We start from the raw sequence: 23,927 nt of genomic DNA on the forward strand, positions 1-23,927 counted from the left end.
TCCGGGGTGGCTGTCGACTGCTGATCGCGGCGCTGTGCTTTATCCGATCGGACGCGGTATGAACATCGCCGGTGGCCTGCACGAATAACTGAGTGAAGACACCGAAATCGACCAAGCGGCTGCTCGCAATCCGCGATACCCGCAAACCCAAACCTCGCAAGGACAGGGGGTTGTTCGACGGCAGCGCTGCACGTGTTGAAGCGATGGGCATCGCCGTTCTTGGCAAAGATCGCGCCATCGGAAATGGACCACTGCGACGGTTCTCACGCGCGGCCATCTGTCGATTTCTACTTCGGCCTTCATTCTGCAGGGCAGCGGCGATACGTCCCCATCGAATGGCTTTGACCGTTTAACAACCGCAGCCTTCCGAACGTCGGCAAAACCATTCGGTCGGCTTAGATCCGGCCTGCGCAGCTCGGAACGGACAGAGATGCTCCGTCAACAGCTAAATCAGTTACACACAAGCTTGAGCGTCGCCCGAACGGCCAAACACTCCGACCAAGCCTGCGTCGGGCGGGCAAGAAAGGCCTTTCTGAAAAAGAGCTGTGCGCAGAGTTTGGACTTCAATGCGCAGATCGGCCCGCTGAAAAGGTCCTCCTGACCTATGTCGCATGTGATTGTCTACCTGATGACACGTATCCGCAATTTGTCGTTCCGTCCGATTTCGAAGTCTCGGATCGTATCCACTTGGTCAAGCCCGCCAAACCGCGTCCCGACCTCTTAGGTTGATGTTCTGTCCGAGCTCTGAAAATTCGGTTTCAATGTATTCGCTGAACCGTTTCACGGCGGGTCGCGGGTGTCGGTCACCCCGCCACAGTAGGCCAAGTTCTCGATCGGGATGTTCGATCTTGATCGGTAAGGACACCAATGCCTTGTTGTGACTTTGCATAAACACAACCGAATATGGCAACACTGTCAGCGCGTCAGACCCGCCCAGAATGCTGATCAATGACGCCAACGACCCACCGGTGAAACTGACTTTGAAGTCCTTGATCCCAATGGATCTGAGAGCCAGCAGCAGGTCTTCGTAAAGCGGGCTTTCGGCAGGTGGAGCGATCCAGGGAAAATTTGCGATTTCAGTCAATTTCAATGAAGTTTTGCGTGCCAGTGGATGCGAGGGCGCGCAGGCAATTACGTTCCTGCCGGTGAGGATGGGTTTGAACTTCAATCCTTGTGGCACACTGTCGCGTCGCACCGGGCAGATCGCGACATCGATGTTGCCAACGTTCAGTTGCTCGCAGAGATCGGCAAGGTACCCGTAGGATTGGTGAATGGCGACCTCGGGAAATGTGGTTTGAAAGGATGCGATCATGCTGGCGATGACACCGTCCATGAAAATAGGCGTCCCTGCGAGCCTTGCAGTGCCCGATTTGCCACGGTTGTAGAGATCGGCTGCAATTTCGGCGTTTTGCGCGGCCTCCGAGATGATCCGTCCCTGTTGTGCCAGTGACAGGCACAGTTCCGTTGGTCGCAAAGGGCGCTTTCCCTTCTCGAAAAGCCGAGAACCCAGCCGCGCTTCCATCATCATGATCGTTCGCGAAACGCTGGGCTGAGATTTGCCGACAGTCCGAGCGCCATCACTGAGGCCGCCGGCATCAACGATAGCTGACAGCAGTTGCAGGTGATTTGGATCAATTTTCATAACTTGATGTTATATTGACTGTTTGGAATTCGATCAACTGATCGAATTTGCACGGTTAAACAGGACCTGTCCGTCTGTGGGAGGTGGCTGATGGCAAATGATATAAATTGCAAAACCTGCGCAGTTTGCGTGCGCAACGGTGCGCCGACACGGCACCGGGCGTTTGAAAAAAACGGCCCGATCGGGGCGAACAAAATCCCCGCACCCCAATGAATGATCCCGACGGTATGGGCCGCTGTGTCCGGTTACCTCGGCAGCAGAAGCATCACGGGAAAACGACACAGAATCGAAAATCGATACAGATCAGGGAGGACAAGACCATGATCACACGCCGTAAATTACTCAAAACGACCGCCGCAACGGGGTTGACGTTGGCCGGTGCCGGACTTGCCGCTCCTGCCTTGGCTCAAGGTGCCAAGATCCGCATCGGGTATGTCAGCCCGCAATCTGGCTCATTGGCGGCATTTTCCGAAGCCGACCAATTCATCATCGAGGGTTTTCTGAACTCCGACGCAGGCGGAAACTTCGAGGTGGTGGTCAAGGACAGCCAGTCCAACCCCAACCGTGCTGCCGAGGTCGCCAAGGAGCTGATCATTGATGACGAAATCGATCTGATGCTGGTCGCCTCCACACCAGAGACGACAAACCCCGTCGCAACGACCTGTGAGGCCGAAGAAATCCCGGTGATTTCCACTGTGGCGCCCTGGCAACCGTATTTTATCGGGCAACAGGGCAACCCAGGCGATCCCGGTTCCTGGCAGCCTTTTGATTTCAGCTTTCACTTTTTCTGGGGCCTCGAGGATGTCATCAGCGTGTTTACCGCAATGTGGAACCAACTTGACACGAACAAGCAGGTGGGTGGGTTGTTTCCGAATGATGGCGATGGCAATGCCTGGGGAGATCCAAGTGTAGGCTTTCCTAAGCCCTTGGCGGATCAGGGTTATGGCCTGACCGACCCTGGGCGGTACCAGAACCTCACAGACGATTTCAGTGCGCAGATCAATGCGTTCAAACAGGCCAATTGCGAGATCGTCACTGGCGTTCCAATCCCACCCGATTTCACAACCTTCTGGACGCAGGCAAAACAGCAGGGGTTCGCCCCAAAAGCCGCCAGCATCGGCAAGGCGATCCTTTTCCCTCAGGCGGTCGAGGCGCTCGGAGATCAGGGGCACAACCTCAGTTCCGAGGTTTGGTGGACGCCGAACCATCCCTTCGCGTCTTCACTGACCGGCACCTCCGCCAGCGATCTGGCGAAAGGCTATTCGGCGGCAACTGGCAAGCAATGGACCCAACCCATCGGCTTTGTGCATGCGCTGTTTGAGATGGCCGCCGACGTCATGGGGCGCGTCGAAGACAGCCGTGATCCCGATGAGGTGACGTCCGCCATCGCTGCGACCCAGCTGAATTCAATCGTGGGGCGTCTCGCCTTTGACGGCGCCGGTTTGCCGCCCTTTGCGGCAACCAACGTCGCAAAGACGCCATTGGTTGGAGGTCAGTGGCGACTGAAGGACAGTGGGGGGTATGACCTGGTTGTCGTGGACAACACCGACCATCCCGACATTCCGACCGGCGGAACGATGGAAGCGATCAGCTGATCAGCAGTGACCCCACTGGGTCACAGGGAGCCTCGGAATGAACATTCTTTCGCTTGACGGTATCAGCAAGAGCTTTGGCGCGCTCAAGGTCACTGACGACGTCACCTTTGACGTGCCCAAAGGGCAGGCGCTGGGGGTTATCGGGCCGAATGGCGCGGGAAAATCGACGCTGTTCAATCTCATCACCGGAAACTTGCGCGCGGATGCAGGCCGTGTCTTTTTCCAGGGCCGTGATGTGACCCGCGTACCGGCAATGGATCGGTGCCTGTCAGGTGTCGGGCGCTCCTTTCAGATTCCGCAGCCTTTCGCAAAACTAACGGTGTACGAGAACCTTCTGGTTGCGGCCACCCATGGCCGGAACCTCCGCGAAAGCGCCGTTCAGGCAGATTGCGCGGAGGTTCTGGAACGCACAGAGTTGATCCGACGCGCCAATGTCCCTGCTGGGCAGTTATCGTTGTTAGAACGCAAGCGACTGGAACTGGCGCGCGCCATGGCGACGCATCCTGATCTTCTCTTGCTCGACGAGATCGCTGGCGGCCTGACCGAGGGCGAATGCCGGGCTCTTGTCGGCACCATCAAGGACATTCATGCCCGTGGCGTGACCATCATCTGGATCGAGCACGTTCTGCATGCCCTCACGTCAGTGGTCGAACGCTTGCTGGTCTTGGACTTTGGCCGGATCATCGGGATTGGAGACCCGGATGAGATCATGGCCAGCAAGGAGGTACGCGAGATATATCTGGGGATTGACGTCTGATGGCCTTGTTGCAGACAATCGCACTGACCGCCCACTATGGAGATTTTCAAGCCCTCTTTGGTGTGGATATCGAAGTGTCCGAACACGAGACCATCGCCATAATCGGGGCAAATGGCGCCGGCAAAACCACCTTGATGCGATCCATCGCCGGGGTACTGAAAAACGCCGCCGGTGCAGTACGCTTTGACGGGGTCGATGTCGGGACGCTACCGGCCGAAGAGATCGTGACACAGGGTGTCGCCATGGTGCCGGAGGGGCGCAAGCTGTTTCCGTCACTATCAGTCGAGGAAAACCTGTTGATCGGTGCCTACGGGCGTAAGGGCGGCGGTTACTGGACCCTTGATGCGATTTACGATCTGTTTCCCATCCTGGGCGATCGACGGCACAATCCCGGGACCGCTCTTTCGGGTGGGCAGCAACAGATGGTGGCCATTGGTAGGGCCCTGATGAGCAACCCCCGTGTGCTGTTGTGTGACGAGATAAGTCTCGGCCTCGCACCTGTCGTCATCAAGGACATCTACAGAGCGGTTCCCAAAATCAAGAAATCGGGCGCCAGCCTGATCGTCGTGGAACAAGACATCGCGCAGGCGCTGGCCGTGGCCGACCGTGTCTACTGCATGATGGAGGGACGCGTCACGCTGACCGGCCGCCCCGAGAGCCTGAACCGCGACGCCATCCATGACGCCTATTTCGGAGCAAGCAAATGATCTGGGTTGATACGATTGCTCAGGGGGTTCTTTTGGGAGGGCTCTACGCGCTCTTTGCGGCAGGCCTTAGTCTTGTTTTCGGGATTATGCGGCTGGTCAACCTTGCACACGGCGACCTGATCGTGATGGGAGCCTACCTGATCTTGCTCCTTGTGACCCTGTTGGGTCTGCCACCGTTTCTGGCTGCCGCCGTCGCGATGCCGCTGATGTTTTGCATTGGGTGGTGCTTGCAGAAATTCCTGCTGAACCGCACGTTGGGTGACGACATCCTTCCGCCGCTTCTGGTCACCTTCGGCCTGTCCATCGCCTTGCAGAACGCGCTGCTCGAAGGGTTCTCTGCCGACAGCCAGCGCTTGCCCACCAATGCGATGACCACGGCCTCGTTCCAGGCAGGACCCATTTCTCTTGGGGTAATGCCGTTGCTCACTTTCGGGTCGGCCGTTCTCGTGATCATTGGGCTGAACCAGCTGTTTTATCGCACGGAGCTTGGCCGCGCCTTTCGCGCCACGTCAGACGACGCCACGACCGCCAGTCTGATGGGCATCAAGCCTGCGAATATCTTTGCGGCTGCAACTGGTATTGCCCTCGTCATTGTTACAATCGCGGCGCTCTATCTTGGCCTACGGGCAAATTTCGACCCCAATGTCGGGCCTGCGCGCCTCATCTATGCGTTCGAAGCGGTGATTATCGGCGGACTAGGTTCGCTCTGGGGGACACTGGCTGGTGGCATCATCATCGGTGTGGCCCAGACTGTCGGTGCCGCGATCAACCCAGAATGGCAGATTCTTTCGGGCCACATTGCATTCTTGCTGGTGTTGCTGGTCCGGCCTCGTGGTCTTTTTCCAAGGGCGCATGACTGATGACCTATTTTGTAACAACCCAGACCCCCGCATCCCGCATTGCCACCGTTGCTGGCGGCATCCTGATCCTGCTGTTGTTCGCGCTGCCGTTTTTTGCGGGGCGCGGAACCATCCGGGACATGTTCTTTATCCTGACGATGCTGACCTTGGCACAGTTCTGGAACCTGCTTGCCGGATATGGCGGCCTGGTCAGCGTGGGCCAGCAGGCCTTTGTCGGCGCAGGGGCCTATGCTCTGTTTGCTCTGGTGATCCTGGGCGGGCTCGACCCTGTTTTGGCCGTTCCGCTTGCCGGGGGGGCTGCACTGGCGGTCGCTGTGCCGACGGCCTTCTTCGCCTTTCGCCTCAATGGCGCGTATTTCGCGATCGGCACCTGGGTTATCGCCGAGGTCGTGCGTCTGATTGTGGCACAGTGGAAGTCACTGGGCGGCGGAACGGGCACGTCACTGCCGCGGGATGCGACGCGGGACATGTGGTTTGTCGAGTTGATCGAAGCCAGCCTTGGCGTGCGGTCTGCCGCGGCGCGGGACATATTGGCCTACTGGATTTCCCTTGTTCTGGCACTGGCGACCATCGGCGGCATCTATTGGCTGTTGAGGACGCGGCGTGGTCTGGCGTTGGCGGCGGTCCGCGACAATGTCGACGCGGCGAGATCGGTTGGCGTTGATGCGGCCCGGATGAAGTGGATTGTCTTTCTGACCTCGGCCTTTGGCACCGGGGTGACCGGCGCACTGATCTACCTGCAAAAGGCGCGGATCAGCCCCGACGCCGCGTTCAGTGTCACCGACTGGACCGCCTACGTGATCTTCATCGTAGTGATCGGCGGAATTGGCACAATCGAAGGCCCCATCATCGGTGTTCTGATCTTTTTCGCGCTGCAGTCGCTGCTGGCAGACTACGGCAGCTGGTACCTTATGACACTGGGCGTTCTTGCCATTATCGTGATGCTCGTTGCGCCGCGGGGCCTTTGGGGCCTTCTGTCGGAGAAAACGGGCCTGCACCTATTTCCAATTCGGCGTCGCCTCCAGGGCGGCCAACTTAACAGATCGGAGGACACACCATGACGGATATTACAACGGACGTGCTGATCATCGGGACCGGGCCTGCCGGTTCGGCAACCGCGGCGCTGCTGTCGACCTACGGGGTCGAGAACATGGTGATCAACCGCTATCGCTGGCTGGCAAACACGCCGCGCGCGCATATCACCAACCAGCGCACGATGGAGGTGTTGCGCGACCTGGGCCCCGATGTTGAAAACGAAGCGTACTTGTTCGCCTCCGATCAGGATCTGATGGGCGAAAACGTTTTTTGCGAAAGCCTTGTTGGCGAAGAAATCGGCCGCCTCAAAAGCTGGGGCACACATCCGTTGTCCAAGGCCGAGCATCTGCTGTCCTCACCCACGTTCATGAACGACTTGCCGCAGACCTTCATGGAGCCCTTGCTGTTCAAGACCGCCTGCCAGCGTGGAACCCAGGCCCGTATGAGCACAGAGTACCTCCGCCACCAACAGGATGCCGATGGCGTCACAACCACATGTCTCGACCGCCTCACGGGTAAGGAATTTACTGTACGGTCAAAGTATCTGGTGGGTGCCGATGGCGGTAATTCTCTGGTGGCCGAGCATTTGGGTCTTCCTTTCGAAGGTCAAATGGGGATTGGCGGCTCGATGAATATCTTGTTCAAGGCTGACCTGACCAAATACGTGGCACACCGTCCGTCGGTTCTCTACTGGGTGGTGCAGCCCGGTGCGGATGTGGGCGGAATTGGAATGGGTTTGGTCCGCATGGTGCGGCCGTGGAACGAATGGCTGATCGTGTGGGGCTATGACATCAACCAGCCCGCACCGGATGTCGATACTGCCTTTGCCGAAAAGGTTGTGCGCGATCTGGTGGGCGATCCCGATCTGGACGTCGACATCACCAGTTGGTCAACTTGGACGGTAAACAATTTTTACGCCACACATCTGCAGAAAGACCGGGTGTTCTGTATGGGCGATGCCATTCATCGCCATCCGCCCTCCAATGGATTGGGGTCGAACACCTCGATCCAGGATGCCTTTAACCTTGCCTGGAAAATCGCCGCAGTTCTGAAAGGGCAGGCGGGCGAGGCTCTGCTCGAGACCTACTCCACCGAACGGGCGCCGGTAGCAAAACAGATCGTCACGCGGGCCAATCAATCCATCGGTGAATTCGGACCGATTTTCGAAGCTCTTGGCCTGACCGAGAGTAATGACCCGGACACGATGCAAGCGAACCTCGAAGGCCGCTGCAATTCAACGCCCGAGGCGGAAAGGCAGCGTGCGGCGATCCGGGAGGCGATTGCGTTCAAGAAATATGAGTTCGACGCGCATGGTGTCGAAATGAACCAACGCTACAAGTCCAATGCAACTGTCACCGACGGGCAAGTCGAGCCTGCATTCAAACTGGATGCAGATTTGCATTACCAGCCAACGACCTGGCCGGGCGCGCGTATCCCGCATGTCTGGCTGTTTGATCGCGATGGCGGCAAGCATTCCACCCTGGATCTGGCGGGGAGCGGTGTGTTTACTCTGTTTACGGGCTTGGGCGGCACCGCGTGGGCAGATGCCGCCGCGGCCGTCGGCGAGACCCTCGGCGTCACAATCAAGACACATGTGATCGGCCCAAGACAGGAATATGTCGATCACACCGGAGACTGGGCCCGCGCGCGCGAAATTGGAGATGCCGGGTGTGTCCTGACAAGGCCAGACCAACATGTGTGCTGGCGACACGATGTTATGGCATCCGAGCCCGAGGCCGAGTTGACCCGTGTCCTGACCTCCGTCCTGGCCCTTTAGGGATTTCTGCGGACGGTTCACTTTAAAGGAGGATGAACCCAGAAGTATTTCTCGGAGAAACTGCCTGACGATAATGCTGTCGCTGTTCGGTCTGCATCCTCGCCGCGAAGTTAAAATATCATGCCCTTGTATTCGCGCATATACGCTTCGAAGAAATCCGTGAACGTCGCAACCAAGGGCGGAAACTGGTCATATGGTGGGTAGAACAAGGTAAGCCAAAGTGGTGACACCTCCCAATCCGGCAACAGCTTTTCGACGTCTCCGGATTCGAGCCCTGGCCTGACAATGAAGTCCGGCAGAACACATATGCCTCCACCGCTTACGGCGATTGAGTACAGGAAGTCCCCGCTATTGGAGATCATCTTGCTAGAGGTTTTTACATCGCGCTTTTGACCGCCCTTTCGCAGCTTCCATGTTTCCGAACGACCCTGATCGCTGTACCCGAGCAGCGTATCCGGCTTCAGATCATCGGGTATCATTGGTTTGGGTATACGTTGAAACAGCGACGGTGCCGCAATCACGTGGCGCGGAACCTGGCAGATCTTGCGCCAGATCGTTGATTTGTCCGTCGGAGGTTCGGACACACGTACGGCAAGATCACATTCCCCCTCGATGATATCGACGAGCGTATCCGTCAGGAAAACTTCCAACTCGATCCCGGGATAAGCGAGGCGAAAACTCTCCACCAGTTGTGGCATAACACGCGCGCCCAAAGACATCGGCGCGTTGATCCTCAGGCGGCCCATGTCCGGCCTGGTTGCCTTGGTGATGTCCCGGGTTGTTCTATCCAGCTCCTCGACAATTGGGCGGTAACGGGTTGCCGCAATTGCTCCCGCGGTGGTCATGGAGACCTGACGCGTGGTGCGGATAAACAGCTGTTGGCCCATGTCGTCCTCAAGCTTGGAGACAATCCGCGTAACGGATGCAGGGGTCATCTGCAGCGCCCGTGCAGCGGCAGAAAAATTGAGTTTTGCGGCAACCTCAAGGAAGACGCGGATCGATTTCAGATCTGTCATCCCGTTATAATTATTTCGCTCACAGCAATAGTAAATGAATAATTGTTTCTATTTTAGTGAATAGCAACTTCGCTTACTTGTCGGTCAACAACGCGAAGATGAGGGTTTCACGATGATCAGAGACATCAAAGGTCTCCACCATGTCACGTCGATGGCGGCTGATGCGAACAAGAATAACCGTTTCTTTACTGACACTTTGGGTTTGCGTCGGGTGAAGAAGACCGTGAATTTTGACGCCCCCGAGGTCTATCATCTCTACTACGGTGACGAGATCGGCACGCCGGGCTCGGTGATGACCTACTTTCCGTTTGGCAACATGCCAAGGGGCCGTCGCGGAGCAGGCGAAGTCGGCATCACGGAATTTGCCGTTCCCAAGGGAAGCCTGAAGTTCTGGACGGATCACCTCGTATCGAAAGGCGTACCCGGTCTGGAGGCAGAGACGACGTTCGGTGAAAGCCGCTTGCACTTTGCAGGTCCCGACGGAGACAGTTTTGCGCTTGTCGAAAGTGAAGCGCGCAATCGAGAGGCTTGGACGGGCGCCGGAATGACCCAAGACGTTGGAATTCTGGGCTTCAATGGTGCGCGCTTTCGTGTCCGTGACGCTGCTGCAACCGGGGAACTTCTGACCTTTATGGGGTACCAAAAGGCTGAGACTCAAGGCGATATCTCGCGATACTTGATAGAAGGCGGGAACGCCGCGGACACAATTGATGTGGAGCAACTTGCGTCTGCAGCCCCTGTCGCCGATCAGGGTGCTGGATCGGTTCATCACATTGCGTTTGCCGTCGATGATCGTGCCGCGCAGTTGCGGGTGCGCGAGGCGCTGATGGATACCGGCTATCAAGTCACGCCAGTCATTGATCGGGACTATTTCTGGGCGATCTACTTCCGGACACCGGGGGGGATCCTGTTCGAGATTGCCACCAATGAACCGGGTTTCGACCGGGACGAAGACACTGCGCACCTTGGTGAGGCGCTCAAACTGCCGTCGCGGTACGAGGCCCACCGCGCCCAGATTGAACAATTGCTCCCACCTTTGACCACCTGAGAAAGCTGGATCATGGCCACCACTCACTATCATGCAATGTCGGTCGAACCTGATATTGGTCGTCCGCTTGTTTTCGCCTTTCACGGGACGGGCGGAGACGAGCATCAATTCTTCGGTCTCGCCCGGCAATTGGTGCCGGGCGGTGGCGTCGTGTCACCCAGAGGAGACGTGTCCGAGATGGGCGCCGCGCGGTTCTTTCGCAGGACCGGAGAGGGCGTTTACGATATGGAGGACCTTGCCGCACGGACGATCAAGATGGTCGAGTATGTGGAGGCTCACAAGTCGCTGCACCCGAACGTGCCGATTTTCGGCTTTGGCTATTCCAACGGTGCCAACATACTCGCCTCTGTCCTGATGGCCCGTCCGGATCTGTTTGACAAGTCGGCTTTGCTGCATCCTTTGATCACATGGGATCCGGGTCAGGTTTCTGGTCTGGTCGGCAAGCGAATTCTTGTAACAGCCGGCAAACACGATCCGATTACGCCATGGAAACTGACGACCAGGTTGGTCGATTGGCTGGAAAACCAGAAAGCTCAGGTTACGCTTGAGGCTCATGAAGGCGGGCACGAATTGCGGCAATCGGAAATTCAGGCCCTTGCGGAGTTCCTGAATACCTAGCAGGTCATCGAAAGGCGCTGTGCAAGGCGTTGATCGTCGAAAGCAGCGCCGCTTCTTCCTTTACCCAACCAATAAAGGCGCGCACCCTTGGGTTGCTCCTCTTTTCCTGCCGACACATGGCGTAGATGCCAACCTGCGTCGGCAGGATTGGCCCGAACGGGCAAGTCAGTTGTCCCGCGGACAGTGCCGAGTAAACCAGCGACGAGCGCCCAAGAAGCAACCCGTCACCGGAAATCGCCATGTCCACGAGAAAGTCGGCGCCGCTGTTTGCGAAACGGACCCGCTCGGACGGCAGCGCACGCGTCAATCCGGCCTTTTTGAACCAGTCGCGCCAATCGGGTGTGCCGTCGAACTTTTCAAGGCTCATGTCCTTCAGAAGAGGCACTCGAGCCGCGTCCTGCGGTGCATTCAGGTCGTGTCTTTTGATGAAGTCCGGGCTCGCGACCGGCAAGAGCAGCTCTTTGTGCAAAAGCACATGATGCGATTGGGGCGGTGGTGTTTGGGTCGTTCGGATAAATACGTCAGGCCCGTCCGCGTCCATTGAATGGAGGCCGATCTGGGTATCGATATCGACGTCAATATTCGGGAACCTGTCCGAGAAGGTGCTGATGCGCGGAAGCAGGAATTTTGCGACGATCGACGCGTTGGTGTTTATGCAAAGCCGCGTTTCGGCTCGAGCAGAGATTGCGCCGAGCGTATCCTGAATTCTCTGAAAGCTTTCCGAGACGCTCTTGCTCAACACTTCACCGCTCGGCGTAAGAGTGACAGAACGTGCTTTGCGGGTGAACAAGGCCGTACCCAGAGTTTCTTCAAGCGTTCGAATTTGCTGGCTTATTGCCCCGGGCGTGACGGCGAGTTCATTTGCGGCCTGTTTGAACGACAGCAGCCTCGCAGCGGCTTCGAAGGCGACCAATGCCTTTGGTGACGGAAGACGGCTGCGAGCCATGGAGGGGATCTCTATGGTTTAGATTTTCTATATCATTAGAAGAGAACTTATCGTTTGTCGATGTGAGACTTGAGGTCATCTCCTGCCCCAACAGACATGCTCTGGCTGGAACGGATCAGAATGATCAAACTGCATGAAAAAGCGACCCGAGGCCGCACGACAACCGGGTGGTTGAACAGCTTTCACACCTTTTCCTTCGGGTCGTTCAATGACCCGACAAGAATGGGTTTCGGGAACCTGCGTGTCCTGAACGAAGATACCATCGCGCCGGGGTCAGGCTTTGCGCCGCATGATCATAGCGACATGGATATCCTGACCTTCGTTTTGAGCGGCGCGCTTGAGCACAAGGACGATCAAGGAAATCACTCTCGCATTGGTAAGGGTGAGATCCAACTGATGTCCGCAGGTGACGGTGTGCGCCATTCGGAGTTCAATGCTTCCCGTGCGCATCCAGCCCGTTTCTTGCAGATATGGTTGATCCCTGACGTTCCCGGCGGTCAGCCAACCTATGCCCAAGCGTCTGTTCCCGAGGCAGGGCAAGCCGTCTTGGCCGCGCCTAAGGGGGGGCTTGTGCCCCTTCGGTCCAGGAGTTCAATCACGCGTTTGCTGTTCGAAGACGGCGACACCTATGCGCTCCCAGAGAACCCGGAAGCCCTGAGATTTCTGCATCTGGTTGACGGGATGGCCCGTGCGGATGGCGAAAACCTCAGCGCTGGCGATGGTCTTCAAATTCCACCCTCCGATGCGATCGGGCTGTCGTGGATCTCACAAGGCGAAGCGCTCCTCTTCGAAATGCCGCTCACAAGAAAGGACACCCAAAAATGAGTTGGACACCCTACCTGATGTCGCTGGCCGCTGGCATTGGCATCGGCGTCATCTACGGGCTGATCGCCGTGCGCAGCCCGGCGCCGCCCATCATAGCCCTGCTTGGCCTTCTTGGAATGCTGGCCGGAGAGGCGGCTGTCCAATGGCTCCGGGGCCACTCTGATGTCGTCGCACATGCACTCCACCTCAAGTCCTTTGCCGTGACCGAGGCGGATACGTCCGCAGCGCCAGACACGACAGAAACCCTCTAACGACCAACTACAAATTAACGGAGATACCCTCATGTCAAAACAAGAAATGATTACGCCGGAAAATGCGGCTCTTGTGCTGATCGATTTTCAACCCGCGATGTTCCAAGGTGTCGAAAGCCATGATCGCCTTTCGGTGATGCACAACGTGCAGATCCTTGCCAAGGGCGCCAAACTCTTTGGCTTGCCGACAGTAATCTCAACCGTGGCGAAGGACAGCTTTTCCGGTCCCTTTATGCCGGAGGTGACGGACCTGTACCCCGGTCTCGAAATTATCGACCGCACCTCGATCAACTCTTGGGTGGATGAAAATTTCCGCAAGGCCATCGCGGCCACCGGACGCAAGAAAATCGTCCTCGCCGGCCTTTGGACAGAAGCATGTGTGATGTTCCCGACGCTTGATCTGCTGCGCGAGGGCTATGAAGTCTATATCCCTGCCGATGCGTGTGGCGATGTCACGCCCGAAGCCCATGAGCGCGCGATGGACCGATTGGTACAGGCTGGAGCGGTGCCTATGAACGCTCTGCAATTCGTCTTTGAGCTGCAGCAGGACTGGGCGCGTGGCAATACCTACGACGGCGTCATGGACATCCTCAAGACCCATACCCCCTACGGCATTCAGGTGAGGTTCTCGAAATGGGCCTTGGGAGAGCACGCTTCCGAAGTTGGCTGATCAGCCATGCAACGCTCGCTCGGTCCGAGTTTTTGCCTTGCTGAACCGAGCGGGCGACAGACCATTTCGCCGCCTGCCATGTGGGCATTGAGCACCTCTGTTTTCTTAAAAAGGACCCACACCATGGCCACGCCTGCCACAATTCTCTTCAACGGAAAAATTACCACGTTGGACCCCAAAGCACCGGATGCGACGGCCATCGCAATCGCGGATGGCAAAGTTCTGCGGGCCGGATCCGATCAAGAAATACAAATGCTGAAAACCACCGATACGCGGGTCATCGATCTTGGCGGCCGTCGCGTGATTCCAGGTCTGAATGACAGCCACACACACCTGATCCGCGGCGGTCTGAGCTTCAACATCGAGTTGCGTTGGGAGAACGTGCCATCGGTTTCCGACGCGCTTGCGATGTTGCGCAAACAAGCTGCCGTAACCCCTGCGCCGCAATGGGTGCGTGTCGTCGGCGGATGGAGCGAATTCCAGTTCGCCGAATGCCGCATGCCAACGCTGGCGGAAATAAATGACGCAGCCCCCGACACGCCAGTCTTCATTCTGCATCTTTATGGATCGGCCCTGCTGAACCGCGCTGCGCTGAAAGCGATCGGGATGACCAGGGACACGCCGAACCCACCCGGAGGAGAGATCGAACGGGACACCAACGGCAATCCCACGGGCATGCTGGTGGCAAAGCCATCGGCGCTGATCCTCTATTCGACCCTGGCGCAAGGCCCGAAACTGCCTCCGGAGGAACAGATCAACTCTACGCGTCATTTCATGCGTGAGCTGAACCGCCTTGGCGTGACATCCGTGATCGATGCCGGTGGCGGCGGGCAGAATTACCCCGAGGACTACGACGTCGTCTCACAGCTGAACGAAGAGGGCCATCTTACCGTGCGCATAGCGTACAACCTCTTTGCGCAGAACGCAGGATCAGAGCTGAGCGATTACGAGAAGTGGGTCGAGATCACCGAACCGGGGGCCGGCGACACCATGCTGCGGATGAATGGGGCAGGGGAGAACCTGACGTGGTCGGCGGCCGATTTCGAGAATTTTCTTGAGCCGCGCCCTGATTTGGCACCGGTCATGGAAGCGGAGTTGGAAAAGATCGTGGAACTGCTTGCGGATCGCGAATGGCCGTTCCGTATCCACGCGACATATGACGAGACGATTGATCGGTTCCTGAACGTGTTCGAGCGCGTCAATGGTCGAACGCCTTTCAAGACCCGTTTCATCATCGACCACGCGGAAACCATCAGCCAGAAAAATATCGACCGGATCAAAGCGCTCGGTGGCGGGATTGCTACGCAGCATCGCATGGCTTTTCAGGGTGAGTACTTTGTAGATCGTTACGGAGCGGATGCTGCCAAGGCCACGCCACCCGTGCGCGATATGCTGAAAACCGGCCTGCCCGTGGGAGGCGGCACTGATGCGACACGCGTTGCCAGCTATGATCCTTGGATGGCGATGTACTGGCTGACCACCGGCAAGACCATGGGCGGTCTGCGGCTTTATGGCGATGACAACCTGCTGACCCGCGAAGAGGCGGTGTCGATATGGACGACAGGCTCGGCCTGGTTCTCGGGTGAAGCAGATGTGAAAGGCACATTGGCCGAAGGCATGTATGCGGATCTGGCCGTGCTCTCTGACGACTTGATGACCGTGCCAGAGGACAAGATCCGCAGCATCACTTCGGTTCTGACCATGGTGGATGGCAGGGTTGTCCATGGCACAGGCGACTATGCCGACCTGTCGCCGCCAATGCCGCCCGCCAGCCCTGACTGGGGCAGCACCGCGACATTCGCGACACCTGCCATGCGGGATGTGCCCCAAGCCCCGGCCCCGATGCAGATGCGGGCCTGTGCAGACGGGTGTGCGTCGGGATGCGGGATGCACGGCCACAACCACCAGATCGCATGGGCCAACCCAATTCCCGTGCGAGACCCAAAAGCGTTCTGGGGCGCATTGGGCTGTTCCTGTTTCATGGCTTGATTGGAGCTCAAAATGGCAAGCGAGATCGAAATTCGCTATGTGGAAAGTGATACCAAGGGCCGATTTTCGACCGTGATCAAAGGGGTTCCGGAAGAGGCCGAACTGACGATCTCCAAAGCGACGCCGCAGCTTGTCATCGCTGACCACACTTTTGTTCCTGTGGCCCTGCGTGGGAGCGGTGCAGCCAAGGCGCTTGCCCTGCACTTGATCGCGGACGCGCGGAGAAAGAAGCAACGAATTGTTCCGTTGTGTCCATTTCTGCGGGCCTATGCTGAGAAACACCGGGACGCGCTCAGCGATGTCATTCAGTGGTGACGGGTGCGCATCACAGTTTCAGCGGACCCTTGGCTTCGCTGCCGGCGCCTCTCGATTTCAAGGCATCGACATTTCCCCTTGTAGTGCGCGGTGCCTGTTCTGACGAGAAATCAAGCGGCCTTTGCCCATCAACTTGTCAATTGACCTAGAAACCGTACCGCACAGGAGAATCCGAAGATGACGAAGTTCACGTTGAATGGCCAACCCGTAGAGGTGGACAATCCGCCCGAAGAATTGCTTTTGCTTGTTATACGCGACGGCGTCGGCCTGAAGGGTACGAAATATGGCTGCGGCGCGGCCATGTGCGGCGCGTGCACCGTTCATGTGAATGGCGAAGCGAGTTTTGCCTGTCAGCTGACCGTGGGCGATGTCGAGGGTGCTACGGTCACGACGATAGAAGGCCTGTCGTCGGACGGAACACACCCGCTTCAGAAAGCCTGGATTGACGAACAGGTGCCGCAATGTGGTTATTGCCAGTCCGGCCAGATCATGCGGGCGGCGGCATTGTTGTCGGAAATTTCCAACCCGTCGCGCGCAGAGATTGTCGATTACATGAGCGCGAACCTGTGCCGCTGTGGAACCTACAACCGGATTTTCAAAGCGGTCGAACGCGCCGCGCGGGAGGTGTGACATGGCCCACCGAAGCACACATGCGACGCTGTGTCGGCGCGGATTCTTGAAAGCGTCTGCGGGGCTTTCCTTTGTCGTCGGCGCAGGTGGACTTTTGTCCGTCGACGCGCAGGCTGCCGGTTCGGAAATGTTGAAGGTGAACCCCTGGATGACGATCCGCGCCGATGGCAAGATTTCGATCATTTTCCCGTCCACCGAAATGGGACAAAGCAGCTACTCAACACTTCCCCAAATTCTGGCCGAAGAGCTGGATGCGGACTGGGGCGATGTCGTCATCGAGCAGTTGAACGAAGACGACCGCACCTTTGGCAATCCGGCGTTCGGTGGCGTTCTCTATACGGCGGGCAGCACCGGGGTTGAGGGGTATTTCGACCCGATGCGCAAGGCTGGCGCACAGGCGCGCGACGTCCTGTTGCAGATCGCGGCGCGCGAGATCGGCGTTGACAAGAAAACTCTGATGACCGCACCCAGCGCCGTGGTGACGCAGGATGGCACACGCATCAGCTATGGCGATTTGGCCGCTGCGGGTGCCGAAGGGATCCAAATTCCCGGTGCTGATGACGTCCCGCTGAAACCCGTCGATGCCTTTCGGATTATCGGGCATGACATTCCGCGTCGAGACGTTCCCGCAAAGAGCACCGGCAAGGCGGTGTACGCCATTGATGTGACCCTGCCCGATATGGCCTATGCCTGCATCCAGCGTGCACCGGTCGAAGGGGAACGACCCGTTGCGGTGCAAGATGACGAGGCACGGGCGATGCCCGGTGTGCTGGACATTGTGGCACTGCCCGATGCGGTTGCGGTGGTTGCGGAAACCTATTGGAGTGCGCTGTTGGCGCGGGGAACATTGGATATCACATGGTCGGAAACGTCGCCATTTCGCGCCCATGGCAGCGAGGCCACGATGGCCCTCTACGCCGCCGAGGCCGAGTCTCCTTCGGAGACACCAGCGGTCTGGGCAAAAAAAGGTGATGCGTCGGCGGCGATTTCGGGCGCAGACACGCGGCTGACCCAAACCTACCTGTCGGACTATGCGTATCACGCCCAGATCGAACCCATGGCAGCTGTCGCGCATGTCGACGCAGACGGCAAAGGCGCCGAGGTCTGGGCCGGCACGCAGACCCAATCCTGGACAACGAACACGGTCATGGACGTATTGGAAACGACCCGGGATCGCGTCCGGCTGAACATGATGACAATGGGCGGTGGTTTCGGTCGACGTACTGCCTTTGTCCAGGACTATGTCCGCGACGCGCTGCTGTGTTCGAAATCGGTGGGCAGGCCGGTCAAGGTGATCTGGACGCGCGAGGATGACGTCAAGAACGGCGTGTTCCGGCCGCTGGCGGTGCAACGGATGTCGGGTGGTGTGTCAACGGATGGAATGCTGCAAGGCTTCCATCACCGGGTGGCCACACCGACTGTCATCGGATTCTTCAATCCCGGGCGCTGGAACGCGGTAAAACCGAACGATGTCATTTCGATGCGGGGGGCGGAGAGCAAGTTCTATTCGATCCCGGACTTTCTGGCCGATCACGTGATCACCGAACGCCAGGCGCGGCTGTCGCCCTATCGCGGTATCGGCGCGGCATATACAGGGTTTGCCGCCGAAGCCTTTATGGACGAATTGGCCGAGGCGGCCGGTCGCGATCCTTTGGATTTCCGTCTGGATCTGGTTGAGGATAACCTGCGTGGCCGTCATCTGTTGGGCAAGGTGGCCGAGATGTCAGACTGGCGCAATCGTGGCGATCGCGCCATGGGGCTTGCCTTTGCCGGTTACCATTCATCAATGGCCGCGGGTGTCGTCGAAATCGCGCTTGACCGGAATAGCGGTGAAATTAGTCTGAAACATATCTGGGTGGCCGCAGACGCTGGATTGATCGTGTCGCCGGACAATGCCCACAATCAGATCGAAGGGGCCGCCGTGTTCGGAATCTCCTGCGCCTTGACAGAACGGATCGACATCGAGGCAGGCGAAGTCGTCCAGAACAACTACTGGGACTACGAAATCACCCGTGCACACCAGGTGCCTCCGATTGATGTCTACATGGCGCAAGTGAACGCACATCCGACCGGCGTTGGTGAACTGGGCCTGCCCTTCGTACCCCCCGCAATTGCCAACGCATTTCACGCCCTGACCGGCAAGCGCCTGCGTCACATGCCGTTCACCCCGGACCGGGTCCTCGAGGTACTCAACAGCTGATAAATCCAATGCACGCACGAATGCAGATCGGCAACAGCATCCACGCGCGTTGCCGCCGATCCCTGAATTTCCCAAATATCCGGAGAGCGAACAAACATGCCGAACACACCTGAAGACGCGAATGTGACGACCGCTCCTGCGGGGGCATTTTCGCCGTTTGGTCATGTTGCCTTTGCGCTGCTGTGGACCGCAACGCTGATTTCGAATGTCGGCACCTGGATGCATGATGTCGGTGCAGGGTGGTTGATGACCACTCTCAATCCAAGCCCCGCTGTCGTGACGCTTGTTCAGGCGGCAACCACGCTGCCGGTCTTCCTTTTTGCTCTTTTTGCAGGAACTCTGGCAGACAGGTTGGACAAGCGTCGCATGCTGATCACGATCAATATCATCGCGACCTGCGTTGCCGTCCTGCTGACAGTGATCGTGTGGCAGGAGGCGATGACGCCGGTTTTGCTGATCTTGTTCACTTTTGCCATGGGAACTGGCGCTGCGTTCATGGCACCTGCCTGGCAGGCGGTTGTCCCGCAACTGGTGCCGCGTGAGAAACTCAAGCCTGCCATCGCGCTGAATTCGATGGGGATCAATATCAGCCGGGCCATCGGCCCCGCATTGGCCGGGCTCTTGATTGCCAGTGTGGGTTTGGCTGCGCCTTTCGCCCTGAACGCGGCCAGCCACCTTGTCATCATTCTGGCGCTCGTTTTGTGGAAGCCGCCGGTTGCAGACAAGTCGCGCTATCACGGGCCAATTCTTGGCGATATGGCAACCGGTTTGCGCCACGTGCGCTACAACGATGCACTGAAGGAAACGGCTTACAGGTCAATGGCCTTCTTCATCTTTGCCTCGGCTTATTGGTCGCTGTTGCCATTGATCGCAAGGCAGGCAGAGGGGGGCGGTTCGGAACTTTACGGTATCCTGATGGCATTGATCGGGACGGGCGCTGTGACAGGCGCGTTGCTCTTGCCTCGCCTTGCAAAGAAGATCTCGTCTGACACGACCGTCCGTGCCGGGACCGTGGGCACCATGATCGCACTTTGCGCGATGGCGGTTTCGGCGACACCAAACGCCTTGATGCTCGCCGCCTTTCTGGGCGGGTTGTCGTGGATCGCGGTTTTGACCTCATTCAATGTATCTGCACAGATGGCGCTGCCTGATTGGGTCCGGGCGCGGGGCCTCGCCGTTTTCCTGATGGTGTTTTTTGGCTCGATGGCGACGGGATCCATCATATGGGGGCAGGTGGCCAACGCGTCATCGGTTCAGGTGGCTTTGCTGATCGCAACGGTTGGCCTTGGCCTCGGCATCGTCGTGACCCGCAAATTCAAGGTGGGCAAGGGCGAGACGTCGGACCTTGCGCCCGCGTCGGTCTGGCCGGAAGCGCCAAGCCTGAACCCGGGGCAGGCGACGCATCAAAAGGCAATGGTTACGGTCGAATACCAGGTGGCCGAGGCCCAACGCGACGCATTCCTTGAAAAACTGCACACTTTTGCAAGGGAAAGGTACAGAGATGGCGCAACACGCTGGTTCGTGCATGAAAGTGTCGAAACGCCCGGCACATGGGTCGAAACATTTCACCTGCCAAGCTGGTCCGAGCACCTTGAGCAACATGAACGTGTGACGAGAGACGACGCGGACTTGCAATCAGAACTGCGCGCCTTTGACACACGGGCATCGGGGCCCGTGGTGCGCCATTTCGTATCGGCCGCATCCGGTGAATGAACCCGATGTACATGGCTGTACGTGGCGCACAGAAAATGTCTGGCCCGTGCGTAATGGCCTGTCCATTTTGGGGACGCCACAAAGTGCTGAAACGATTTCTCGCGGGTGGTCTTTTCAAAAAATTGACGGCCGGCCTTCGGACCCGTCCGGCCGCGTGCCGGAGTTTCCCGCTTAGAGCTGGCTTTGGTTGTCCATATGGGCACGCTGCCCCGGCAATCGAAAACTGGCGATGCCAACCCTATACCGCGCGCCCGCCATCTGATCCGCAATGCCCGGAACAGCAACTGTGCAAAGTTTTCATGGCGCACCTATTGAGCTTCCAGTAACTGGAGGCCTTATCTGAGGATGCGACAGACAAGTCAGGGGCTGGATCATGAACGAGTACCACCAATATACAGTCGCTATTGACGGCATGAGCTGTGCGTCCTGCGTGGCGCGGGTCGAAAAAGCTTTGCAAAACGTCCAAACTGCCACCGATGTCTCGGTCAACCTGGCGGCGGAAACCGCGAACCTTGCCTTGCCTGACGCATCACGGCTGACAGATGTGGCGGATGCGCTTGATGCTCTGGGCTATCCTGCGCGCACCGGCACAGTTACGTTGTCCGTGGCGTCGATGTCCTGTGCCTCTTGCGTGGGGCGCGTCGAACGGGTGCTGAGTGCAGTGCCGGGCGTGACCGCCGTTTCGGTCAACCTTGCCGCTGAAACCGCGATGGTCACTTATCTTGACGGTGCCACGTCGGTGTCAGAGCTGGTGTCTGCGGCTGCAAATGGCGGCTATCCGGCCCGTGTTGTCGAAGGCGGGTCTACGCAGTCTCGGGTGGATCGCAAGTCTAAAGAGGCGGAGCACCTGCTTAGGCGGGTCATTCTTGCCGCCGTCCTGACATTGCCGGTTTTTGTGCTGGAAATGGGCGCGCATCTGGTCCCCGCCTTCCACATGGCCATCGCCAACTGGATCGGAATCCAGACGTCATGGGTGATCCAGTGCGTTCTGGCGTCGATTGTCCTGTTCGGACCCGGTCGGGGGTTCTTTATAAAAGGGGGCGCGGCGTTGCTGCGCGGCGCGCCGGACATGAACAGCCTCGTTGCGGTCGGCACCGGTGCAGCATGGAGTTTTTCGGTTGTCGCGACCTTCCTGCCTACATTGCTACCCGACGGGGTCCGGGCAGTGTATTTCGAGGCGGCGGCGGTCATTGTCGTCCTGATCCTCGTGGGACGCTGGTTGGAGGCACGGGCCAAGGGGCGGACAGGCGCCGCCATTCAGGCGTTGATGAGCTTGCAGGTGCCGACCGTGCGGGTCCTGCGCGATGGCGCGACATCTGATATCCCTGCTGACGCGGTCATGGTGGGCGATACGGTGCTGGTACGTCCGGGCGAACGACTGCCCGTCGATGGGCGGATCGCCGATGGGGCCAGCCATGTGGACGAGAGCATGATCACGGGTGAACCTGTGCCGGTCGCGAAATCTGCGGGCGCAGAGGTCACCGCGGGAACCGTCAACGGCACGGGCAGCCTGACCATACGGGCAGAGCGGGTCGGTGCCGATACCACATTGGCGCAGATCATCCGCATGGTTGAGGCCGCGCAGGGGGCAAAACTGCCCATTCAAGGACTGGTGGATCGCGTCACCCTCTGGTTTGTCCCCGCAGTGATGGTGCTCGCCACTTTGACGGTCCTGCTCTGGCTCGTGTTCGGACCTCAACCCGCGCTGACCTTGGCGCTGGTCGCCGGGGTGTCGGTTCTGATCATTGCGTGCCCCTGTGCGATGGGATTGGCCACGCCCACATCGATCATGGTCGGAACCGGTCGCGCGGCTGAGATGGGTGTTCTGTTTCGCAAGGGCGAGGCATTGCAGGCCTTGTCCGAGATCGACGTCGTCGCGCTCGACAAAACCGGCACGGTGACCGAAGGCAAGCCGGCGCTAACCGACCTGATCGTCGCTGAAGGGATGGACCGGACACATATTCTGACGCGCATTGCGGCGGTCGAAGCGCAATCAGAGCATCCCATCGCCGCAGCGATCGTTCAGGCGGCGCAGTTGCAAGGTCTCGAATTGCCAGTCGCCACGGGCTTTGAGACACTCACGGGCTTTGGGGCCGCAGCAACGGTGGAAGGGCAGCGTGTCATCGTTGGCGCCGACAGGTTCATGGCCCGCGAAGGCGTGGACACAATGTCGCTCGCCCACCACGAACAGGACTTGGCCGGGCGTGGACGCACCGCTCTTTTCGCTGCGATTGACGGGCAGCTTGCCGCGGTCATTGCGGTTGCGGATCCGGTCAAACCCACCAGTGCCGCGGCAATCGCAGCCCTGCGCGCCCGCGGGTTTGAGGTTGCCATGATCACCGGGGACAAGCAGGCAACGGCTGATGCGATTGCCCGTGACATCGGGATCGACCAAGTGATCGCCGGGGTGTTGCCGGAGGGAAAGGTTGCAGCCATCGACGATCTGCGCGGTGCAGGCCGCAAGGTCGCCTTTGTCGGCGACGGGATCAATGATGCACCCGCGCTTGCCCACGCGGATGTGGGCATCGCCATCGGCACGGGCACCGATGTGGCCATTGAATCCGCTGATGTGGTTCTCATGTCCGGTGATTTGCGCGGCGTGGTCAATGCCAGCGCCGTGTCGCGACAGACCATGGCGAACATCCGCCAAAACCTGATGTGGGCCTTTGGTTACAACGTGGCACTGATCCCCGTCGCCGCCGGTGTGCTGTACCCGGCCTTTGGCATCCTGTTGTCTCCCGTTTTTGCAGCGGCAGCCATGGCGCTCTCCTCGGTGTCGGTTCTTGGCAACGCTTTGCGCCTGCGCCGCATCTCGGTGGCATTGTCCGAGGACACCGCAACGCGGGATTTGTCGTCGCAGGCGATGGCGGAACCGGCAGAATAGGACGCAGAAAATGAACATCGGAGAAGTTTCGGAACGCTCAGGCCTGCCTGCCAAGACTATCAGGTACTACGAAGATATCGGTCTGGTGCGCCCGCTGCGCAGCGACAACGGCTATCGATCGTTCCGTGAAGCCGATCTGCACAAACTCGCGTTCCTGGGGCGTGCCCGCACCCTCGGGTTCTCGATCGAGGCGTGCCGGACCCTGCTGGGCCTTTACGAGGATGGCTCCCGAGAGAGTGCACAGGTCAAAACAGTGGCCGAGGCTCATCTGGCGGAAATCGATGTGAAAATTGCCCAGTTGCGTGACATGCGAGATACCTTGTCTCACTTGGTGGACGCATGTCGCGGCGACGACCGACCCGATTGTCCCATCCTGCGCGACCTGTCTGGAGGGCGGGACTAGGAAGCGCCAAGGTGCTGACTGCGAAAAAGATGGGCAATTCAGGTCG

The 23,927-nt window shown here is 58.6% G+C and carries 21 protein-coding genes; 18 read left to right on the plus strand and 3 right to left on the minus strand.

Annotated features, from left to right (window positions below):
- Positions 1-691: 691 nt before the first annotated feature.
- Entirely contained in the window at positions 692-1,642 is a 951-nt protein-coding gene (locus Q0949_RS03460; protein WP_299368608.1) for a LysR family transcriptional regulator, read from the minus strand.
- 209 nt (positions 1,643-1,851) lie between these two features.
- Between Q0949_RS03460 and Q0949_RS03465 the strand changes: the two genes are divergently transcribed.
- From Q0949_RS03465 to Q0949_RS03490, 6 genes are read left to right on the plus strand one after another with little or no spacing between them, the layout of a single operon-like run.
- Complete coding sequence (locus Q0949_RS03465; protein WP_299368611.1) at positions 1,852-3,237, plus strand: ABC transporter substrate-binding protein; 1,386 nt, start codon at positions 1,852-1,854, stop codon at positions 3,235-3,237.
- 37 nt (positions 3,238-3,274) lie between these two features.
- Positions 3,275-3,994: an ABC transporter ATP-binding protein gene (locus Q0949_RS03470; RefSeq protein WP_299368614.1), complete on the plus strand. Its 720-nt coding sequence runs from the start codon at positions 3,275-3,277 to the stop codon at positions 3,992-3,994.
- Positions 3,994-4,701 carry an ABC transporter ATP-binding protein gene (locus Q0949_RS03475; protein WP_299368617.1) on the plus strand — a complete coding sequence of 236 codons (708 nt, stop codon included), beginning with the start codon at positions 3,994-3,996 and terminating at the stop codon, positions 4,699-4,701. The genes Q0949_RS03470 and Q0949_RS03475 overlap by 1 nt, the downstream gene beginning before the upstream one ends.
- Positions 4,698-5,561: a branched-chain amino acid ABC transporter permease gene (locus Q0949_RS03480; RefSeq protein ID WP_299368620.1), complete on the plus strand. Its 864-nt coding sequence runs from the start codon at positions 4,698-4,700 to the stop codon at positions 5,559-5,561. Before Q0949_RS03475 ends, Q0949_RS03480 begins: the two co-directional genes overlap by 4 nt.
- Positions 5,561-6,622, plus strand: coding sequence for a branched-chain amino acid ABC transporter permease (locus tag Q0949_RS03485; protein ID WP_299368623.1), 1,062 nt, complete (start codon positions 5,561-5,563; stop codon positions 6,620-6,622). Before Q0949_RS03480 ends, Q0949_RS03485 begins: the two co-directional genes overlap by 1 nt.
- Complete coding sequence (locus Q0949_RS03490) at positions 6,619-8,373, plus strand: FAD-dependent monooxygenase (RefSeq protein WP_299368626.1); 1,755 nt, start codon at positions 6,619-6,621, stop codon at positions 8,371-8,373. The genes Q0949_RS03485 and Q0949_RS03490 overlap by 4 nt, the downstream gene beginning before the upstream one ends.
- Positions 8,374-8,483: 110 nt before the next feature.
- Here Q0949_RS03490 and Q0949_RS03495 read toward each other — a convergent pair whose 3' ends face one another.
- Complete coding sequence (locus Q0949_RS03495) at positions 8,484-9,389, minus strand: LysR family transcriptional regulator (protein WP_299368630.1); 906 nt, start codon at positions 9,387-9,389, stop codon at positions 8,484-8,486.
- Between the two features lie 112 nt (positions 9,390-9,501).
- On the opposite strand from Q0949_RS03495, the gene Q0949_RS03500 reads away from it, so the two are divergent.
- Both Q0949_RS03500 and Q0949_RS03505 read left to right on the plus strand, forming a co-directional pair.
- Complete coding sequence (locus Q0949_RS03500) at positions 9,502-10,437, plus strand: VOC family protein (RefSeq protein WP_299368633.1); 936 nt, start codon at positions 9,502-9,504, stop codon at positions 10,435-10,437.
- A 12-nt stretch (positions 10,438-10,449) separates the two neighbouring features.
- A complete protein-coding gene (locus Q0949_RS03505; RefSeq protein WP_299368636.1) occupies positions 10,450-11,055 on the plus strand; it encodes an alpha/beta hydrolase in 606 nt (201 codons plus the stop codon).
- A 4-nt stretch (positions 11,056-11,059) separates the two neighbouring features.
- On the opposite strand, the gene Q0949_RS03510 is transcribed toward Q0949_RS03505, so the two are convergent.
- Entirely contained in the window at positions 11,060-12,001 is a 942-nt protein-coding gene (locus tag Q0949_RS03510) for a LysR substrate-binding domain-containing protein (protein ID WP_299368639.1), read from the minus strand.
- A 120-nt stretch (positions 12,002-12,121) separates the two neighbouring features.
- Here Q0949_RS03510 and Q0949_RS03515 point away from each other — a divergent pair, with 120 nt between their 5' ends.
- From Q0949_RS03515 to cueR, 10 genes are all read left to right on the plus strand, one after another.
- Entirely contained in the window at positions 12,122-12,826 is a 705-nt protein-coding gene (locus Q0949_RS03515) for a pirin-like bicupin family protein (RefSeq protein WP_299368642.1), read from the plus strand.
- The gene (locus tag Q0949_RS03520; RefSeq protein ID WP_299368645.1) at positions 12,823-13,077 is read left to right on the plus strand and encodes a DUF1427 family protein; all 255 of its coding nucleotides are present in this window, start codon (positions 12,823-12,825) and stop codon (positions 13,075-13,077) included. Before Q0949_RS03515 ends, Q0949_RS03520 begins: the two co-directional genes overlap by 4 nt.
- 31 nt (positions 13,078-13,108) lie before the next feature.
- On the plus strand, positions 13,109-13,747 hold the full coding sequence (locus Q0949_RS03525; protein WP_299368648.1) for a hydrolase: 639 nt from the start codon (positions 13,109-13,111) through the stop codon (positions 13,745-13,747).
- Positions 13,748-13,870: 123 nt separating this feature from the next.
- The gene (locus tag Q0949_RS03530; RefSeq protein WP_299368651.1) at positions 13,871-15,736 is read left to right on the plus strand and encodes an amidohydrolase; all 1,866 of its coding nucleotides are present in this window, start codon (positions 13,871-13,873) and stop codon (positions 15,734-15,736) included.
- 12 nt (positions 15,737-15,748) lie between these two features.
- Positions 15,749-16,051: a GNAT family N-acetyltransferase gene (locus Q0949_RS03535; protein ID WP_299368654.1), complete on the plus strand. Its 303-nt coding sequence runs from the start codon at positions 15,749-15,751 to the stop codon at positions 16,049-16,051.
- Positions 16,052-16,228: 177 nt separating this feature from the next.
- Complete coding sequence (locus tag Q0949_RS03540; RefSeq protein WP_299368657.1) at positions 16,229-16,681, plus strand: (2Fe-2S)-binding protein; 453 nt, start codon at positions 16,229-16,231, stop codon at positions 16,679-16,681.
- 46 nt (positions 16,682-16,727) lie between these two features.
- Positions 16,728-18,881: a molybdopterin cofactor-binding domain-containing protein gene (locus tag Q0949_RS03545; protein ID WP_299368660.1), complete on the plus strand. Its 2,154-nt coding sequence runs from the start codon at positions 16,728-16,730 to the stop codon at positions 18,879-18,881.
- A gap of 96 nt (positions 18,882-18,977) precedes the next feature.
- On the plus strand, positions 18,978-20,594 hold the full coding sequence (locus tag Q0949_RS03550) for an MFS transporter (protein ID WP_299368662.1): 1,617 nt from the start codon (positions 18,978-18,980) through the stop codon (positions 20,592-20,594).
- A gap of 373 nt (positions 20,595-20,967) precedes the next feature.
- Positions 20,968-23,478: a heavy metal translocating P-type ATPase gene (locus Q0949_RS03555; RefSeq protein ID WP_299368666.1), complete on the plus strand. Its 2,511-nt coding sequence runs from the start codon at positions 20,968-20,970 to the stop codon at positions 23,476-23,478.
- Between the two features lie 10 nt (positions 23,479-23,488).
- Positions 23,489-23,881 (plus strand): Cu(I)-responsive transcriptional regulator, encoded by a 393-nt coding sequence (gene cueR, locus Q0949_RS03560; RefSeq protein ID WP_299368669.1) that lies wholly within the window; start codon positions 23,489-23,491, stop codon positions 23,879-23,881.
- The last annotated feature ends 46 nt before the right edge of the window (positions 23,882-23,927 follow it).

It is taken from the genome of uncultured Tateyamaria sp. (genome assembly GCF_947487805.1).
Classification (GTDB): domain Bacteria; phylum Pseudomonadota; class Alphaproteobacteria; order Rhodobacterales; family Rhodobacteraceae; genus Tateyamaria.